The organism is Halopseudomonas sp. (assembly GCF_038130085.1).
Classification (GTDB): Bacteria; Pseudomonadota; Gammaproteobacteria; order Pseudomonadales; family Pseudomonadaceae; genus Halopseudomonas.
In genome coordinates, this window is the sequence record NZ_JAYPMU010000001.1 from 25,570 (window position 1) to 44,423 (window position 18,854).

15 protein-coding genes are annotated in these 18,854 nt (G+C 59.8%); 7 read left to right on the forward strand and 8 right to left on the reverse strand.

The genetic code is table 11. The features are described 5' to 3' along the window. Positions 1–104: 104 nt before the first annotated feature. The 5 genes from AAFM31_RS00145 to AAFM31_RS00165 form a co-directional block, all read right to left on the reverse strand. Positions 105–536: a hotdog fold thioesterase gene (locus AAFM31_RS00145; RefSeq protein WP_341705873.1), complete on the reverse strand. Its 432-nt coding sequence runs from the start codon at positions 534–536 to the stop codon at positions 105–107. After that, complete coding sequence (locus AAFM31_RS00150) at positions 533–2,224, reverse strand: AMP-binding protein (protein WP_341705874.1); 1,692 nt, start codon at positions 2,222–2,224, stop codon at positions 533–535. Before AAFM31_RS00150 ends, AAFM31_RS00145 begins: the two co-directional genes overlap by 4 nt. A 110-nt stretch (positions 2,225–2,334) precedes the next feature. Then, positions 2,335–2,805: a phosphohistidine phosphatase SixA gene (gene sixA / locus AAFM31_RS00155; RefSeq protein WP_341705875.1), complete on the reverse strand. Its 471-nt coding sequence runs from the start codon at positions 2,803–2,805 to the stop codon at positions 2,335–2,337. Next, positions 2,802–3,113 (reverse strand): DUF4389 domain-containing protein, encoded by a 312-nt coding sequence (locus AAFM31_RS00160; protein WP_341705876.1) that lies wholly within the window; start codon positions 3,111–3,113, stop codon positions 2,802–2,804. Before AAFM31_RS00160 ends, sixA begins: the two co-directional genes overlap by 4 nt. Positions 3,114–3,122: 9 nt before the next feature. Next, positions 3,123–4,163, reverse strand: a complete 1,041-nt coding sequence (locus AAFM31_RS00165) for an NAD(P)H-dependent glycerol-3-phosphate dehydrogenase (RefSeq protein WP_341705877.1) — start codon at positions 4,161–4,163, stop codon at positions 3,123–3,125. Positions 4,164–4,297: 134 nt separating this feature from the next. On the opposite strand from AAFM31_RS00165, the gene AAFM31_RS00170 reads away from it, so the two are divergent. The 7 genes from AAFM31_RS00170 to AAFM31_RS00200 all read left to right on the forward strand — a co-directional run bounded on the left by AAFM31_RS00170 (position 4,298) and on the right by AAFM31_RS00200 (position 14,838). Then, on the forward strand, positions 4,298–6,493 hold the full coding sequence (locus AAFM31_RS00170; RefSeq protein WP_341705878.1) for a TonB-dependent receptor: 2,196 nt from the start codon (positions 4,298–4,300) through the stop codon (positions 6,491–6,493). Between the two features lie 78 nt (positions 6,494–6,571). Continuing rightward, complete coding sequence (locus tag AAFM31_RS00175) at positions 6,572–7,444, forward strand: hypothetical protein (protein WP_341705879.1); 873 nt, start codon at positions 6,572–6,574, stop codon at positions 7,442–7,444. Beyond that, positions 7,441–9,369 carry an ATP-binding protein gene (locus AAFM31_RS00180; RefSeq protein WP_341705880.1) on the forward strand — a complete coding sequence of 643 codons (1,929 nt, stop codon included), beginning with the start codon at positions 7,441–7,443 and terminating at the stop codon, positions 9,367–9,369. Before AAFM31_RS00175 ends, AAFM31_RS00180 begins: the two co-directional genes overlap by 4 nt. A 147-nt stretch (positions 9,370–9,516) precedes the next feature. Beyond that, the gene (locus tag AAFM31_RS00185) at positions 9,517–11,076 is read left to right on the forward strand and encodes a class I adenylate-forming enzyme family protein (protein ID WP_341705881.1); all 1,560 of its coding nucleotides are present in this window, start codon (positions 9,517–9,519) and stop codon (positions 11,074–11,076) included. Positions 11,077–11,420: 344 nt separating this feature from the next. Then, complete coding sequence (fabA, locus tag AAFM31_RS00190; protein ID WP_088275273.1) at positions 11,421–11,936, forward strand: 3-hydroxyacyl-[acyl-carrier-protein] dehydratase FabA; 516 nt, start codon at positions 11,421–11,423, stop codon at positions 11,934–11,936. A gap of 11 nt (positions 11,937–11,947) precedes the next feature. Further along, positions 11,948–13,165 (forward strand): beta-ketoacyl-ACP synthase I, encoded by a 1,218-nt coding sequence (gene fabB / locus AAFM31_RS00195; protein WP_341705882.1) that lies wholly within the window; start codon positions 11,948–11,950, stop codon positions 13,163–13,165. 215 nt (positions 13,166–13,380) lie between these two features. Beyond that, positions 13,381–14,838 (forward strand): methyl-accepting chemotaxis protein, encoded by a 1,458-nt coding sequence (locus AAFM31_RS00200; RefSeq protein WP_341705883.1) that lies wholly within the window; start codon positions 13,381–13,383, stop codon positions 14,836–14,838. 50 nt (positions 14,839–14,888) lie between these two features. On the opposite strand, the gene AAFM31_RS00205 is transcribed toward AAFM31_RS00200, so the two are convergent. The 3 genes from AAFM31_RS00205 to AAFM31_RS00215 form a co-directional block, all read right to left on the reverse strand. Next, positions 14,889–16,940 (reverse strand): TonB-dependent siderophore receptor, encoded by a 2,052-nt coding sequence (locus AAFM31_RS00205; protein WP_341705884.1) that lies wholly within the window; start codon positions 16,938–16,940, stop codon positions 14,889–14,891. Positions 16,941–17,252: 312 nt separating this feature from the next. Then, the gene (locus AAFM31_RS00210; RefSeq protein WP_341705885.1) at positions 17,253–18,443 is read right to left on the reverse strand and encodes a multidrug effflux MFS transporter; all 1,191 of its coding nucleotides are present in this window, start codon (positions 18,441–18,443) and stop codon (positions 17,253–17,255) included. A gap of 164 nt (positions 18,444–18,607) precedes the next feature. Then, positions 18,608–18,841, reverse strand: coding sequence for a DUF2789 domain-containing protein (locus tag AAFM31_RS00215; RefSeq protein WP_341705886.1), 234 nt, complete (start codon positions 18,839–18,841; stop codon positions 18,608–18,610). Positions 18,842–18,854: the final 13 nt, after the last annotated feature.

Genomic DNA, 18,854 nt, shown 5'->3' on the forward strand with positions numbered 1-18,854 from the left:
CCGTGGCGGAAAAGTGCAGCAGGCAATCTAACGGCCTCGCCACCGCTCGACAAGCGCCCCCGGCCGCGTGAATGCAGGTGCATTCCCGGTGGTTGTGTACGAGGTCAGTCCGTTTTCAGCGGCACGATCGCCATGGTCAGGCGGGAAATGCAGGTCTGATTGCCGGCGTCATCCTGCAGACGAATATCCCAGACATGGGTGGTGCGGCCCAAGTGCACGGCCTTGGCGACCGCGGTCACCCGGCCCGAGCGCACTGCGCGCAGGTGATTGGCGTTGATATCCAGGCCAACACAATAAAATCGGCTGGTATCGATACATTGGTAGGAGGCAATACTGCCGACGGTTTCTGCCAGCACCACGGATGCACCGCCGTGCAGGATGCCATAGGGCTGATGGGTACGTTCGTCGACCGGCATGCTCGCGCTCAGCCAGTCGTCGCCGTAAGCCTCGATACGAATATCAAGCAAGCTGTTAATGGTCGGCGCGGGCGCGTTGAGGCGTTCAAGGTCAATCGGAGTCTTCCAAATACTGCTCATGCACTCTCCTGCTGTTGCTGCTCGGGCTGGTGCCAGACGACGCTCTGCCCGCTCACCAGCCAGTCATGGAAATACGCCTGCCAGGTCGCCTCTACCACGTTGCGGCGCAGCTTCTGCGTCGCGGTGCGAAAACCGCCAGCCACATCCCAAGGTGTGTCGACAACAACCAGGCAGCCCAAGCGCTCACTGCTCGGCAACTTGCTGTTAATGCGCTCCAGCACCTCTGCAAGCGCGCGCTGGCAAGCGCTGCGGCTAGCGCCCGGGTCATCGCTCAGCCGCACCAACGCTAAAGGTTGCGGTAAATCCTGCCCCACTACGCAGGCCTCATCTACCTCGGCCAGGTCCATCAGGGCCTGCTCTATCGGCGATGGCACTATGTAGCGTCCGCGAGAAGTCTTGAAAATGTCCTTGATTCGGCCGGTCAGGCGCAGAAACCCTTCCTGATCAATTTCGCCGACATCACCGGTGTGCAGGAAGCCATCAGCATCGATCACTTCGGCGGTACGTGCCGGGTCTTTGTAATAGCCCATCATTAACGTCTTGCTGCGCACCAGAATCTCACTGTGCTCACCAAGCCGACACTCGACACCGGGGTTGGGCAAGCCGATGTAGCCCTGCTTGGGGCGCCCGGGCCTGCCCAGGTGCGAATAGCCGCAATTCTCGGTCATGCCATAGGCCTCAACCACAACCAGCCCAATGCGAGCAAACCAGTCCTGTACGGCGGGCGCCAGCCTTGCAGCGCCGCTGACCGCATAACGCACTTGGTCAAGGCCCAGGCGGGCGAGCATCCGGCGCCCCTGCCAAGGCCCCACTACCGGCAGACTGAGCAAAAATTGAGTCCAACCGGGTGACCAGATCCGCTCACAGGCTTCCATGCATTGCTGCCAGACCCGCGGCGACGCGAGGAAAAGGGTTGGCTGAGCGCGTCTGGCATCACGCGCGAAGGTGTCGGCAGCCTCGACGAAATAGACCTGCTGCCCGCCCAGCAATGAGGACACCTCAACAAACTGCCGCTCGGCAATATGACTCAACGACTGATACGAGAGCATGCGGTCGCTGGCCGAGACATTAAACAGTCGCTGATAATTGGTGGCCGCCAGAAACATGCTCGCAAAACTGAGCATTACGCCCTTGGGCATGCCGGTAGTGCCGGAGGTGAAGATGATGGTAGCCAATTGATCCGGAGCTGGCTGGGCTGGGCTCTCCAGAGGTGGGTGATCCTCCAGCAGTTGTTCCCAGGCAAGCAGATCCTGGCCCTGCGGGCCATTTGGCAGACTGATGCAGTGCATGCTTGCTGGCACGCCACCCGCGGTTTTCGACCACCCCTCCACCGGACCGACAAACAGCACACGCAATTCTGCATGCTCAATCAACTTGTGGATCGAGTCAGCGTTCAGATTGGGATGCAACGGAACCGACACATGCCCAGCCATCCAGATGGCAAGGTCGGCGATGATCCAGTGGGCGCAGTTTTTCGACAGCAGACCAACATGACTGCCCGTGGGCAGCTGCAGAGACACGAGGTGATGAGCGATCCGACGCGCCTGCTCCCCGACCTCAGACCATGAATACTTGGCCAGTTCGCCATTCGAGAGCGGCTGAACAAGGTAGTTACTGCGCGGACGCAGCGATTCTTGCCGGAAAAAAGACTCCAGCGCGGTCTCTGGTTGCGTTGTCAGTGCGCCCATGCCGTGCCCCTTTAGGGTAATTATTGTTATCGAAGACCAACAGTGCGGGCGCAGCGCGTGCCCCGTGAGGGAACACTATCTCAGGCGGACACCAGCGACAAGCGCCAGCGTCAGGAGTGTAGATCAGCTGGCGTTTTCAGCAGCAACAACTGGCCCAGCCCCGCGGCCACGAAGTCCGATTCAACACAAGCCAGAGCAGCCGTCGGCATGGGAAGATGGGCGCGACGATGCCCTTCGCAAAACAGGCTCAGCAACTGACTGACCAGCGGCTGATGACTCACCAGCAACAAATTCTGCTCCTGACGTTCGGCGAGGTAACGCAACACCTCTGCAGGATCGTCATCCGGCGTCAGCCAAGGCGCAGTAGAAACGCCTCGCTCAAACCCCAGCTCAGCGCAAACCAGCGCCGCTGTCTGCTGGGCACGCACGTACGGGCTGGCCAGAATGGCATCAAGCGGCTGCTGGCGTAGTAAGTCCGCCATCAACCGAGCCTCCTGCTGCCCGGCGGCGGTCAATGGGCGCTGGGCATCAGAGGCAGCCTGCGCAGCCGCCTGGCCGTGACGCATTACCCAGACTCTCAAACCGACTCATCCTCGGCCTGCCGTGCCCAGCGCGCATCCGCCGCCGGCCACTCGCTGAACGGCCAGGGCTTTTGCTCGGTAACGCCGGTCAGGTAGCGGCCAGTCTGCCAAGCGTATTGGGAAAAGCTGTTACCCCAACCAGCGCAGTCTGCATCCGGTGAGCCGGTAAACAGACGGTAGCCAATCTGGATCAAGGTGATCACCGCCAGCGCCACTTCCGCAACCTGCCAGGCAATGGCAAAAAAGACGACGTAAACCAGCCGCAGCCAAAAATCGGCGCTGCACAGGTTATCGATGAAAGAATTCACGCTCTCTCCTCAAGACTTGATGGGCGCGGCAGACATGACCGCAGCAAATTCGACATCACTTTTTTGTTCGGCAGACATCAGCTTGCCGATCACCGCCGGCAGCGGCAGCTTGTCAAAGACGATGGCGTACAGACCGGCCACCAGAGGCATGTAGACCCCTTCCTCTTCCGATTTCTGCTTCAGCACCTTGAGGGTATTGACGCCTTCGGCGACCTGACCGAGGCGGGCAACGCCCTCCTCAAGGGTTTCCCCTTTACCCAGCGCATGACCAACCTGGAAGTTGCGCGACTGCGGCGAGGTGCAAGTCACGATCAAGTCACCAACCCCGGCCAGTCCGAGGAAGGTCAAGGGGTTTGCGCCCATGTGCACGGAAAAACGGGTCATCTCCGCCAGCGCACGGGTAATCAGCATGGCCTTGGTGTTTTCGCCCATGCCAAGGGCCGACGCCATACCGGCGATAATCGCGTAGACGTTCTTCAGCGCGCCACCCAACTCAACGCCGTAGCGATCCTGGCTGGCGTAGACCCGCAGATTCGGCCCGCCAAGCACCGCCTGAACGTCGTGGCAGAGTTGCTCATCTTCACTGGCAACTACCGTTGCGGTCAGCTCGCCGGCGGCCATTTCCTTCGCCAGATTCGGCCCGGAAAGTACCGCGACCCGAGCATCCGGCGCCTCTTGCTCGACGATCTGGCTCATCATCAGAAATCCAGGCTGCTCGATGCCCTTGGTCGTGCTCACCACCTGTTTGCCCGCTAACGACGGACCGATACCCTGCAACACACTCCGGAAAGCACCAGAGGGAATCGCCAGAAATACCAACTCGGCCGATGCGATTGCTGCTTCGATGTCAGTGGTGACCTGAAGCCGTTCATCCAGCGTGAAGCCTGGCAGATAACGCGGATTTTCGTGATTTTCAACAATGTGCTTGGCAACCTCGGGATCGCGGAGCCAGAGCGTCACGGGCACACCCTCGCTTGCCATCAAATTGGCCAGCGTGGTGCCGAAACTGCCGCCACCCAGAACACAGACGGGAGTTTTGCGGTCGTTCATGCAACATCCTTGGGTAATGAATCTGGCGCCAGTATAAGCCGAGCGCGCAAGATAGCGCGATTTGACTGTGTAAAAAGGGGCGCTGCTGGGTAATATGGGCGAGCCAAACCAACAAGACCAAAGTGCCATCATTTATGCCAGTTTCACGCCAGACCCTTTCGATCGCCCTGTTGGGCCTTACTCTACCGCTTCAGGCTCAGCAGCTTGACGACGAACTGCTGCTCGGCGACATGAAGCTGCCGACGGTGCTCAGCGCAACGCGCCTGAAACAGAGCCCTGCGGAAGTACCGGGCAGCATGACGGTCCTCGACCGCCAACTGATTCGCGCCTCCGGTGCGCGCGACGTGCCCGAGTTGATGCGCCTGGTTCCGGGCATGATGGTCGGTTACAACTCCGGCAACGTCGTTAACGTCAACTATCATGGCACCAACATCACCGAAGCCCGACGCATGCAGGTGCTGGTCGACGGCCGCTCGGTCTACCGCCCGGGTCTGGCGACAGTGGACTGGACCGACATCCCCTTGGCCGTAGAGGACATCGAACGCATCGAGGTATTCCGCGGCCCGAATACGGCGGCCTACGGCGCCAACGCCCTAATGGGCGTGATCAACATCGTGTCTACACGTCCAGAGTTCAGCCAAGGTAGTCGCGTTAAGGTCACTCGAGGTAACCGCGGCGTCAGCGACATATACGCCCGCCAGGGATTCAGCTTCGGCAATTCGCACGCGCGCCTGAGCCTGACCGGCAAGCAGGACGACGGGTTCGATTTCGATGACGACGGTGAGGACTACCGCGATGGTCGTCGCCTCAACGCCCTGAACCTTCTCGGCACAACCGACCTGAATGCTACCCAGACTCTGACTTGGCAGCTCGGAGCCAAAGAAGGCACCAAGCAACGGGATAACGACTACTCGGTAATGGCCGAACCAACCGATGACAGCTACACGTTCGACCGTCTGATGGAGCAACAGCTAAACTCCGACTCGGACATTTCGGCCAGTGACTACTTCATCCAGCTCAACTGGAAGAACGACATTAGCCCGGAGCATCAGGTCGAGATCAAAACCTATGCCCAGCATATGGAGCGGCTGAGCCAGTGGCGGGCGTGTGACTCACCTATTGTGTTCTCACCCGAGATGCGCGAGCTCTACCTGGTCGGCAACGTGTACACCCGCCGTATGAACTACATTCTGCGCAACCGAAGTGGCGTTTGGGGTGATCAGACTTTTTACAGCAATTGGCTGGTCAATCGTGACAATCTCGATCCGGCCTACCTGCCGCTTGTCGACAATATCGTTGCGCAACACACCGCAGCACGAAACGCACCGCCAACCTGCTTTGACCTCAACGAAAATCTGCGCGAAACCCGCTACGAAGCCGAAGTACAGAACACCCTGCAGATCACCGACGCTCTACGCACCGTATTCGGTCTCAACCTGCGCTACGACCAGACCAAGTCTGAGACCTTTTTCAACGGCAAGGTTGAAAACTCGGTTGGGCAGTTGTTCGGCAACCTAGAGTACCGTTTGGGGGAGCGCTGGATGCTGCACGCCGGCGCCATGGCAGAGCAGGACCGGCTCAGCGGGTTCTCATTCTCGCCACGACTGGCTGCTCACTACTTTGTCGCGCCCGCCCACAGCCTGCGCGTGGTGTATTCCGAGGCGGTGCGTTCACCTGACATGTATGAGAACAACGCCTACTGGACCTACCACCCAAGCGGCATTACCGGCGCTCCAACCACCGGCGATACCTACTATGCACTGGCGGTTGGCCCGGGCGACCTGCAGCAAGAGGAGATGCGCTCCTGGGAACTGGGCTACAACGGATCATTTCACAAGATCGGCTTGAGCCTCGACATCAAAGCGTTTTATGACGAAATCGACAACATGATCAGCCAGCCACTGCAGGTCGTGAACTTCGAGCCGGACAACAGCAGCTTTGCCCACTTTAGCGGTGTCGAGACCCAAGCCGATTGGCGCATCAATCCCAGCGACCGTCTGCGCCTCACCTACGCCTACGTCGACTTCTATGCCAGCAACCGCCTAGATCAGCGCCTGACGGCCCGCAACAGCGGCTCCGCCGCCTGGTTGCACAATTGGGCAGGTGGTATCGAAACCAGCCTCATCTACTATGGATCAGACCTGCTCAACGAACGTCGTTTCGAGCGTATCGACGGTAGGATCGCCAAGCGCTTCGAAATGGGTGGCGGAAACAGTCTGGAACTGGCTGCCAACTGGCAGTACCGACTTGATGATGAACCGTTGACCTGGTCGGAGAACCTGTACGACAGCCCCAGCCAGTTTTATCTGACGGCTGACCTCAGGTTTTGAATGATCGCCCGGAGCGAACCCGAGATTGAATAGACACGGATTGTCGACATGCCCCTTTGCAGACGCGAGAGCAGAACAGTGAGACGCAGGCTAGCAGCCCTGCTGCTCTGCTGGCTGCTCGCGCCCTCCGCGCTTGCCAGCCAGTATGCTGTGATCATCCCGGGCAGTTCGGCGCTGACGCAGAGTTTTGTCAACGCGCTGGGCACTGCTTTACCCGCAGCCAATGTAATCCCCCTGTCACCGGCTGACGCGATACCAGCGGGAACCGACGCGGTTATCACCATGGGCCGCAGCGGCCTTGAGGCGAGACTGCGGCACCAGGACCAACTGCCAACCCTCGCCACCTATGTCACTGGCGAAAGTTTGTATGACTATGCCCCGTCAAACGCGCCATTCCACGCATTGCTCGCCAACCCTAAACCGGCCCGCCAGGTCTCCCTGGCTCAGCTGTTGATGCCACATGCGCGCAGCATGGGAATCCTGCTGTCAGAGAGGTCGCAACGCCAGCGAGATCAATGGCAACAGGCAATCGAGACCAACGGAGCCAAACTGGTCAGTGTCACGGTTCAATCGCAGGACAACCTGACCCGCCAGGTGGTCGATGTCATCACTGATAGCGATATCCTGCTCGGCACCGACGACTCGCAGATCTACAACGCCGATAATCTAAAGACCATCCTGCTGACCAGCTACTCACGCAATAAGGTCTTGATCGGCCCAAGCGCGCCCTTTATCGACGCCGGCAGCCTCAGCACGACCTACAGCACGCCGGAAGACATGGCGCGCAGCGTCGCCTACCTGATCAACCAGGGCCTGCCCACCAGCGGCAGCTCCTACCCGCACTACTTTTCCGTTCTCAGCAATGCCCAGGTGGCGCGTTCCCTGGGTATTCCGCTGCCGGACGACGCCACCCTCGCCCGCCGTTTGGCCGAGCTGGAGCAAGCGCAATGAGTTTTCTGCAACGTGGAACCATCTACAGTCGCCTGATCCTGATCGCGACGTTACCAGCCCTGCTGATGGGCGTGGTCGGTTTTACCTTTTTCACCACGGCACGCCTGGACGACGTCAACCGGGAGCTGCAGGTGACCGGCCAGTTGATCGCTGACCAGCTGGCCCCAGCAGCAGAATACGGAGTCATCAGTGGCAACCTGAGCACGCTTGAGAGTCTCGTCAAAGGTGCGCTGAACGTGCCGCACGTGCGCTACGTTCAGGTCTATGACCGGATGGGTAGTCCGCTACTGCGACTGGATCGCACAGACGGTAACCACGACGGTCTGCAGGTTTTCGTTGCCGACATCATGCGCCAGCGTATTCCACTGCAGAGCGACCTGTTCCTGCTCGACGCTCCCGCACTGAACGACAGCGATGAGTTGCGGTACCTCGGCCAGGTTCACGTCGGCCTGAGTAACGCAGCCTTTATCCAGCGCCAGCAAAGCATCCTCGTCAAAACACTGTTAATGGCTGCCCTGGTGCTTATCGCCACCCTCGTCCTGGCCATACGGCTGGCCAAAGCGTTAGCCGACCCCATGGAGCGGATGGGGCAGGCCGTTTCGCAGCTACAGCAGGGCCAGCTCAACACGCGTCTGGACGTTGATGACGAGCATGAGATTGGCCATCTGATGCACAACATCAACAGTCTCGCAGCCACACTGGAACGAGCAGAAAATCAGCAACAGCGGGCCATGAAGGATCTGGTCAGCGCCCGCGAGGGTGCCGAATCAGCCAACCGGGCCAAGTCCGAGTTTCTGGCGATGATGAGTCACGAGTTACGCACACCGATGAACGGTGTGCTGGGGATGCTGCAGTTGCTGGAAACCACCGAACTGAACGGCGAGCAGAGCGAATACGTCCATATCGCCGGCGAGTCAACCGACCACCTGCTCAAGGTCATCAACGATATTCTCGACTTTTCACGCATTGAGCGCGGCGCGATTGATCTTGAAGAGATACCGTTCAACCTGCCTCAGCTGATCAGCTCATCGATAAACGTCTTCGAGCACACGGCCCGGCAAAAAGGCTTGAGGCTAGCCTGTAACCTGACAGGCCGTGAGGTATGCGAGGAAGTGATCGGCGATCCCACAAGAATTCGCCAGATTCTGGTCAATCTGGTCGGCAACGCGCTCAAGTTCACCGAGCACGGCCAAATCGAGATCAATGCCAGCTGGCAACTGACCAGCACCGATACGCTGTGGCTGGAATGCGAAGTGTCCGACACTGGCATTGGCATCGCCCCTGACCGTCTGGAGAGCATGTTTGATGCCTTTCAACAGGCCGACAGCAGTACCTCGCGACGATTCGGCGGCACGGGACTGGGCCTCTCTATCGCGCGCACCTTTGCGCGCAAGATGGGCGGCGACCTGACTGCTCGCAGCCGCGAGGGAGACGGCTCTACGTTTGTCTTCAGCATCCCGCTGCACGCTAAGGTATCTGAGCAGCCAACAGAGTCAAAGCCCGCACTGCAGCCGCCACGCGGAGCGCCCCGCCCGGTGTTGTTGGTAGAGGACAACCCGGTCAACCAACTGGTTATCGAAGGCATGCTCAAGCAGGCCGGCATTCGTGTCGAAATCGCGGACACGGGTGAGATAGCGCTGGAGAAACTGTGTGACAAGCCAGAGCGCTTTGCGGCCATTTTGATGGACATTCAACTACCCGACATGGACGGACTTGAGGTCTGCCGTCGCTATCTCGCCCACTGCAATGAACAGAGCTGGATAGCGACTGCCTGCATCGCACTGACCGCCAGCGCCTTCGATATAGACCGCCGTGATTGCGAGGCAGCTGGCATGCAGGACTTCCTGAGCAAGCCAATCAACCACCACGCGCTACTGCAAGCCCTTGCTCCCTGGATCCGCTCAGCCGATCATCAACCCGGCTGATCGAACAACATTCCATCAACAATTAGGCGCTCTGGAACGCTGGATTCAGCTTGACCAAATCGCGAGACTAGGCAGTCACGAATGGTTGTCTCATCTCGACACAGGCAACCGGCTCCTACAAACCCAATAATCTCGAGCGTCCGGAACATGTCGACAGTCACCCTTGAATCGCCGTACACCACCCTTCCAGCCCTAGTTGCCCTGCATGCTCAGGACCGAGCAGAACACCCAGCACTGATCGAAGGCGACCAGCAACTGAATTATCGCCAGCTGGACGCCGAGGCTAACCGGGTCGCTGCTGCCCTGCAGCGTGACGGTGTGAGTGCTGGTGACGCCATCGCCATCTGTGGCGCTAATTCGATCAACTACGCGGTGCTGTTCGTCGGTGCGCTGCGCGCCGGCGTAACCGTTGCCCCTCTGGCCCCGTCCTCAACCCCGGAAAGCCTGCTCGGCATGTTGGCCGACTCGGCGGCCAAGCTGTTCTTCGCCGACGCCAGCGTGCAGAAGGCCATGACCGATGTTCGTGACCGCCTGCGCATGCCACTGATCAGCATGGACAACAGTGGTGTCGAAACCCATTACAACGACTGGCTGGCCGAGCCCGACGCAAAGCCCAGCGCGGTGGACATCACCCCGGACATGACGTTCAACGTCATCTACTCCTCCGGCACCACCGGCGAACCCAAGGGCATTGTTCAATCCCATGGCATGCGCTGGTCGCATATTCAGCGCGGCCTGCCGTTCGGCTATGGTCCGGACTGCCGCACGCTGATCTCCACCCCGCTGTACTCCAACACCACCCTGGTCTCCTTCCTGCCGAGCATCGGTCTGGGTGGCACCGTGGTTCTGATGGCCAAGTTCGACGCCGAGCGTTACCTGAAGCTGGCTGAACAGCATCGCATCACCCACACCATGCTCGTGCCCGTGCAATACCAACGCATCATGGCTCGCCCGGATTTCGACAGCTACGATCTGGACAGCTACATCATGAAGTTCAGCACCAGCGCACCCTTCCATGCTGAGCTCAAAGCCGACATCCTCAAACGCTGGCCCGGTGGTCTGATCGAGTTCTACGGCATGACCGAAGGCGGCGGCTCCTGCATGCTCGCAGCACATACCTACCCAGACAAACTGGCCACCGTCGGTATGCCGCTGGACGGCCACGACATGCGGGTTATTGATGAAGACGGCGTTGAGCTGCCCCGCGGCGAGATCGGTGAGGTCGTCGGTCACTCCCCCGCGATGATGGCCGGCTACCTGAACAAGCCGGAGAAAACCGCTGAAGCCGAGTGGTACGACAGCACCGGCAAGCGTTTCATCCGCACCGGCGATGTTGGTCGCTTCGATGAAGAGGGCTTCCTGACCCTCATGGATCGCCGTAAAGACATGATCATCAGCGGCGGCTTCAACATCTACCCCAGCGACCTCGAAGCTGAACTGCGCAAGCACCCTGACCTGCAGGATGTGACCGTTGTTGGCGTCGCCTCCACCAGTTGGGGCGAAACCCCGGTCGCCTACGTTGTGCCCTTCGCCGGCCGCAACGTCGACGCCGAACAGGTGCAAGCCTGGTTCAACGAGCGCGTAGGCAAGACCCAGCGGCTGAACCGCGTGATCATCGCCGATGAACTGCCTCGCAGCGCCATCGGCAAGGTCCTCAAGCGCGAACTGCGCGACCAGTTCCACGCCGAACACGGCGTCCTGGCCTGATCCGCCCTGCACTCGCGCTGGCGAGTCCGGACACAGAAACTTTGTCCTGACTCGCCTTCGCGGGTATCCTCAACGCCTCATCGCACACAAAACGTGGATGTTGTGACTTTCTCGGCAGGCGCTGAGTCTGAGCTTACGCGAGCAAAAACCGCTCAGCAGCCATCCGAAAGCGCAGTGCAGGCAGGCGTACAGAGTGCATAAGGTTGACTCAGGTCATGCCAATGGCACAGCCAACGCCCTCCAGCTCATTTATCATGACTGGCCGCGCGCCCTTTCGGATGCTTGCTGACACAGAACAAGCCGAATCAATAGTGCCCCGAGGACGGGGACGAGCAGGAGCCTCTATGACACGACAGAATGCGTACACCCGGGAAGAGCTGCTCAAGTGCAGCCGTGGCGAAATGTTTGGCCCCGGAAACGCACAACTTCCGGCCCCCAACATGCTGATGATCGACCGTATCACGCACATCAGCGAGACCGGCGGTAAATACGGCAAGGGCGAAATCGTTGCCGAGCTGGATATCACCCCTGACCTGTGGTTCTTCGCCTGCCACTTCGAAGGTGACCCGGTCATGCCCGGTTGCCTCGGTCTCGATGCCATGTGGCAGCTGGTTGGCTTCCACCTTGGCTGGCTGGGCTTCCAGGGTCGCGGTCGCGCACTGGGCTCCGGTGAGGTGAAGTTCTTCGGCCAGGTCCTGCCTACCGCCAAGAAGGTAACCTACACCATCCATATCAAGCGCACCATGAACCGCGCCCTGACCCTCGGCATCGCCGATGGCAGCGTGGCTGTCGATGGTCGCGAGATCTACAGCGCGGAAGGTCTGCGCGTGGGTCTGTTCACTTCTACCGATAGTTTCTGAGGATCATCACTATGCGTCGCGTCGTGATTACCGGCATGGGCATTGTTTCCTGCCTTGGCCAGGACCTGGACTCCGTTTCTGCCAGCCTGAAAGAAGGCAAATCCGGCATCCGCTTCAATCCCTCGTACGCCGAAATGGGTCTGCGCAGCCACGTTTCCGGCTCCGTGGACATCGACCTTGATGCCGCTATCGACCGCAAGGTCAAGCGCTTCATGGGTGATGCCGCCGCCTACGCCTACCTGTCCATGCAGCAGGCGATTGCCGATGCAGGTCTGGGCGAAGATCAGGTCAGCAACGTGCGCACCGGCCTGGTTGCCGGCAGTGGCGGTGCCTCCACTCTGAACCAGATGGAAGCGATCGACATTCTGCGCGAGAAAGGCGTCAAGAAGATCGGGCCATATCGCGTGCCACGCACCATGGGCAGCACCGTTTCCGCCTGTCTGGCGACCCCGTTCAAGATCAAGGGCGTCAACTACTCCATCTCCTCGGCCTGTGCCACCAGCGCACACTGTATCGGCCACGCTGCCGAGCTGATCCAGCTGGGCAAGCAGGACATCGTCTTCGCGGGCGGTGGTGAAGAGGAACACTGGTCCCAGACCATGCTGTTCGACGCCATGGGCGCCCTCTCCACCCAGTACAACGAGACGCCAGAAAAGGCCTCGCGTGCTTACGATGCCAACCGTGACGGATTCGTCATCGCTGGCGGCGGCGGGATGGTCGTAGTCGAAGAGCTGGAACACGCTCTGGCTCGCGGCGCCAAGATCTACGCTGAAGTGGTTGGCTACGGCGCCACCTCCGATGGTTACGACATGGTCGCTCCGAGCGGTGAAGGCGCGGTACGCTGCATGCAGCAAGCGCTGGCAACCGTTGATGGCGCCATTGACTACCTGAACACCCACGGCACCTCTACTCCGGTTGGTGACGTTGCCGAGCTGAAGGCGATCCGTGAAGTGTTTGGCGACAAGGCACCGAAGATCAGCTCCACCAAGAGCCTGTCGGGTCACTCGCTGGGTGCTGCTGGCGTACAGGAAGCGATCTACTGCATGCTGATGCTGCGTGACAACTTCCTGACCGCCTCGGCCAACATTGAGGAGCTGGACGAAAACGCTGGTGATCTGCCGATCCTGCGTGAGCGTCTGGATCAGGCAGTTGATCTGATCATGTCCAACAGCTTTGGTTTCGGTGGCACCAACGCCACGCTGATCCTCAAGCGCTGGACCGACGCGTGATCCTGATCCGCTGAGAAAAACCGCAGCTTTCGCTGCGGTTTTTTTTTGCCCACCGAACAGGCACCTTGCCCCCTGTCCTGCACTACAACAACGCACACCCCACCCCTTGGCTCCAGCGCCACGCCTGCCTCAGCGCCTGTTCGCGGCGCTGGCGTAATTATTGCTAGCTACCTGCATGATGGCAGAGTGACACAAACCGCCGGCAAGGAGCACATATGGGGATCTTCAATATCGCCCGCTATAACCGCGAGTCGGGCAGCAGCACAGACGCACTCTTCAAGGACCTGAATCTCGCTGCGGAGCTACCGCAGCAGCACGGCCAGCTGGCCCACCTGAACGCCTTCGCCCGCGACCTGCAACAGCGCATCACCCTGAGTCTGCATGCCGCCGTCGGCATCGCCGCACACGCGCCTGAACTGGCACGCATAGCCGCCGACAGCCGCGCGCACGGCGAGCAACTGGCTCAGTCCTCTGAGGAAATCGCCAGCGCCACCGAACAGGTCAGCACCACGCTCGACGCCGAACTGGTGCCGGGAGCAACCGCAGTTTCCCAGCTCTCCAGTGACGTGAGTACGCAGCTGCGCCAATGCGAGCAGGACAGCAGCAATGTGCTCAGTCAGGTCGACACCATCAATGGCTGCGAGAGCGAGCTGACCGCCCAGATCGGCGAGATTGGCAAACAGCTCGAGGAGATCACCCAAGTCATTGGCATGATTGCCAACATTTCCCAGCAGACCAACCTGCTCGCGCTCAATGCCGCTATTGAAGCCGCACGGGCCGGTGAACAGGGGCGCGGCTTCGCCGTGGTTGCCGATGAGGTACGCACGCTCGCCGGCAAGACCACCGCTGCAACCGACAAGGTTGCCGAGATCATCGATAACTTCCGCACTGGTATGCAGAGCCTGAACAACGCCAGCGCACAAATGCAGTCCGCCGTTGCAACCGGTCGCGAGCGCATCATCAGCATGGATCGCAGTCTCAGCGAAGCGACTTCCGCCATGGGCCAACTGGATCAGCGTATCGCCAGCATTGCCAGCGGCGCAGAGCAGATCGGCGCCGCAGTGCGATCAGTCAGCCAGGACGTGCAAAGTGTGGCCGGGGTGGCCAGCGCGATGATGCAGAAAGCCTCGTCGGTACTCGAACACAGTGAAGCGGTACGCAGTGAAGGCGACCGCCTGCTGGAAGGCCTTGGCGGCTTCCAATTGGGTGTGCATCAGGTGATCCGCCAACGGGTAACCGAGATGGCCGCCAGCGCCGAGCTGGCGCGCGGCGGTGTCGGCGCTGAGCAGGCCATGCAACGCTGGATTGATCAGGACGGTCGGTTTGAGCTGATGTATCTGGTTGGTGCAGATGGTGTGCAGGTTAGCGAGAACATTCTGAGTGCCGATCTGCAAGACAGCAGCCGCAGCAGTGCGCGTGGCAAGAACTGGTCAAATCGCCCGTGGTTCTCGAACGTACGCGATACGCTTGCGCCGTTTATCAGCGACGTCTACCGCTCCGCGGCAACCGACGGATTCTGCTTCACCCTGTCGGCGCCGGTTCTGGATGAACGCGGACAGCTGCGATACGTTCTGGGGGCCGACATCCGACTTTCTGCCCTGCTCCAGGAAGGACATACGCAGCAGTCGCATGGCAGTGTAAGCGCGCCCAGAACGCATCCGGCCTGGGCGTAGAAATCAGTCATGCGTAGCCGGGCAGCCCATATTAGGCTGCCCGGCCGCACTCAGAAGCGGTAGTTCATACCCACTTCAAACGAACGCTCTGGGCCGACATAGATACCCTGACGCAAACCGGTAATGTAGCGCTTGTCGGTCAGGTTCTTCACCGCACCCTGCACACGCAGATGATCGTTCACCTGATACTGAGCCAGCAGGTCATACAGGGTATAGGAGCGAATCTGACCTCCCCAGATACCGCCCTCGGCACCGCTCGGAATGTCCTTGCGATTGCTGGCATCACCAAACTGCTCGCCCCGATAGTGCACATTCAGCGCACTGCTGAAACGGCCGTCGGTATAAGTCAGGCCTGCGTTGGCCAGGTACTCAGGCGCATAGGGCAGACGGTTACCTTTGTTATCACCAGAGCGGAATTCGGACTCAGGCACCCAGGTCACGTTGGTATCGATGCTGAAGCCAGCACCCAGCTCAACGCTCAACGCGGCTTCAAGACCGTAGTGCAGCGTCTTGCCCGCGTTGGACTGTGACAGGTTCGGATCACTGTTGCCCGTTACCACCTGATTATCAAAGTTCATGTAGAAGGCAGTGACGTCGTAGGTGTAAGCACCGTTGCTGCCACGCAGACCAAACTCATAGTTGTCCGAACGCTCACCGTCGAGCTTCTGGTCTACCAGACCGTCCAGCGCAACGCCGTTGGATGCAGGAGAGAACGCGCGGTAGGCACCACCGTACAGCTGTGCAGCCGGCATCAACTGATAAGTAAAGCCGATGCCGGGCAGCCACTCGGTGTTAGAGGTGGTTTCAGATGCGCCGTTATCGGTGAGCACCTTGCGCTTCTGCTCATAGGACTCAACACGCAGACCGGGCGTGATCGCCAGGCGCTCGCTGATAACAAAACGGTTTTGCACATAAGCCGCAACGCTCTCTGCACTATCCTCGCGGTGACGGTCATTGACGCCGGTACGATCCTGATCGCGCGTGGCCCGAATACGCTTGTCGTCCGACTCCTCCTCCATCAAGCGCACACCAAACTCGGCTTCGTTGATCAAACCGAACAGGTTGTGATCCAGCATCAGCCGCGTTTCCAGCCCAAAACGCTCAAAGCTGCGGTTGTTGCCGGTCAGCGAATCGGTGTAGACCCAGCGACCAGCCGCATTGGAGGCCGCCGTGTCTACCGAGTAACGCCAGTAGTCACGCGTCATCTCGCTCCAGTAGGCCAGGGTCTGAAGAGTCGCCCGGTCAGAGATGAACCACTCATGGTTAATATCAAACGCGCGGCGGTCAGTCAGGAAGTAATCGTCTGGCGCCGGGTTGTAGGTGCGACCATCACGATAGTCCTGCAGGAACATGCCGCGGTAAGAGATATTCGCGTCATTCTCGTACCAGGAGAATTTCACGCCGAGGTTCTGGTTATCACCGATGGCGCTGCCAGCCTTCAGCATCAGGTCGGTCATGTCGTAATCGCGATCTAGGAAGCCGTCGCTCCGCGCCTTTGTTGCGACCAGGCCGGCATAGGCATCGCCGGACGGGCTGCGGCCACCGGCTTCGAGGGTCGCCTCACGGGTGTTGAAGGAGCCGATTCGGGTGGACACTGCAACGCCCTCAGGCGTCTTGGTCTTGTAGTTGATCACACCACCGATAGTCGAAGGACCGTAGCGCAGGGACGATGACCCCTTGAGCACCTCGATACCTTCCATACGCTGAATACGGGGGTTGTAGTAGCGATCGTTGCCGATGAACAACCCCGGAGCAACCGGAACACCGTCTTCCAGCACCAGTGACTTGGCTTCGCTGGCAGACAGACCGCGAATACCAATATTGCTGACCACCGCCGACTCTTCCTCGGTCTTGACGTTGATACCCGGGATGCGGCGCAGGACGTCTTCGGTCGAGCTAGGCTGCAGGCGCTCAATTTCCTCGCGCTTGATCACCACAACGGCACCGGTCTGGCGCGACAGGTCATCCTCACCGTAACCGACCACATCAATCGCCGGCAGGGTCAACATGGCTTCAGAGTCAGCGAGCGCACTGCCCGGCAGGGTGGCAGCGGCTACGGCGATAGCCACCAGGTGGCGCGCAAAGAACGGTGTTGTTTTCATGGCTGTTCCTGTTACTGAAATAGATTCTCCCCTCCCCGGAGAGCGCTCAGTTGCGGCGCCCACTCACGCAGGCACGGCAAACTGCGGGCGCAATCTAAACGCAAATGATAAATATTGTTAATTAGATAGATGTTTCATTATGTTTCGACTGGTGTGCACCCACAGCGGGACCACATCGCAAGGACATGATTCAGCCGCCCTGTTCAAGCGAGGGATGACAGGCGCGATCGACAGGGGAAATCAGCACGCGTAAACAGAGCACATGGCGCTACCGGAGGTGCTAGGTCTCCGCCAGTGATTCCTGCGAAACGCTTAGATGGACGCTGCGCTTTGCCTGACGCTCACACGGTGCGCCATGAGCGCCATCAGCACCGTCAATACACCGCAAACCGCCATCACTCCAGCCATTGGCACGGCGCTGTCGTTGTGCAAGATCCCGACCAGAGCCGAGGTGATGCCGGCAATGATGAACTGCATGGTACCCATCAGTGCCGATGCCACACCGGCCTGATGACCGTGCCCCGCCAGCGCACAGGCAGACGCATTCGGCAGCACCAGAGCGATGACACCTACACTGACAAACAGCGGCGGCATGAACAGCCACAGGCTATCTACGTGCAACCACGCAACCAGCAGCAGCGTGCAGGTTGCCAGCATGTAGACCGCGGTCATACGGCGGATCAGCTGCAGTTGAGTCCAGCGCCGCAGCATTCGACTGTTCAGCTGCGCCGTCAGAATGAAACAGGTGGCGACACTGCCAAACAGCCATGCGTAGTCATCTGCCGGCACCTGAAACAGTTCCATGAACACATAGGGCGAACCCGCGATGTAGGCAAACATGCCCGCCATCGCTACCCCGCCAGTCAGCGCATGAAACATGAACAACGGCTCACGCAGCAACTCCAGATAGCGCCCGACCGACGTCGACAGCGGCGGTGGCGTCAGGTGCTGCGGCAGGGTTTCGGGCAGGAAGAAATACACCGCCAGCGCAAAGATGGCGGAAAACGCCGCAAGAAACAGGAAAATACTCGACCAGCCGGCAAAGATCAGCAGCGTGCTACCCAGCATCGGTGCCAGAATCGGCGCCACCCCCATGATCAGCATCAGCTGGGAAAACGCCTTGGCCGCATCAATCGGCGCACACAGATCACGCACCACCGCGCGGTTCACCACCATACCAGCGCAGCCGCCCAAGGCCTGAGCAAAACGCGCAGCCAGCAGCCACTCCAGCGAGGGAGCGAACGCACATGCCAGCGAGGCGAGACAGAACAAGCCGATGCCGAACAGCAAGGGCCCACGGCGCCCGTAGAGATCAGCCAACGGGCCATAAACCAACTGACCGCTGGCCAAGCCCAAAAAGTACACCGACAGACTCAGCTGTACCTGCTCGGTATCCGCCGCCAGCGCCGCCCCAATCGCCGGGAAGGCAGGCAGATACATGTCGATGGCGAGCGGACCAAAGGCACTGAGGCCGCCCAGAATGAGCAGGATGTAAAAAGGCATGCGACGGGTGTCCGTAATAACGGCGGCCGCGGAGCAGCTCCACGACCGCTGGCAGGCAGAAGTAAGCGTGATTCAGCAGACCGCCATCATGCCAGAATCTGTCTCCAGCTGCCTCGCCCAATCCGCCGATTGGGCCCGTATCGAGGCCGTGAATAACGCGTTACCTAGGCCTCGTGCAGCCGTGCGTTCAGCTCATCAACCAGCGGCGCCCATTCCGCGTCCTCATTCATCTGCTGACTGAGAAACGCCGCTTGCGCGGGTGTCCAGAACGGCGCGTCAACCAGACGAGCATCATGCTCCAGAGAATGGGTGGCGAAGAAGGCGTCGATGCCGGCCGCGTCAGCGGGCAAACCCAGTTGTTCAAACAGTGTGCCGAGATCTTTCTGGTGCAACTCCATCTTTGTACTCCTT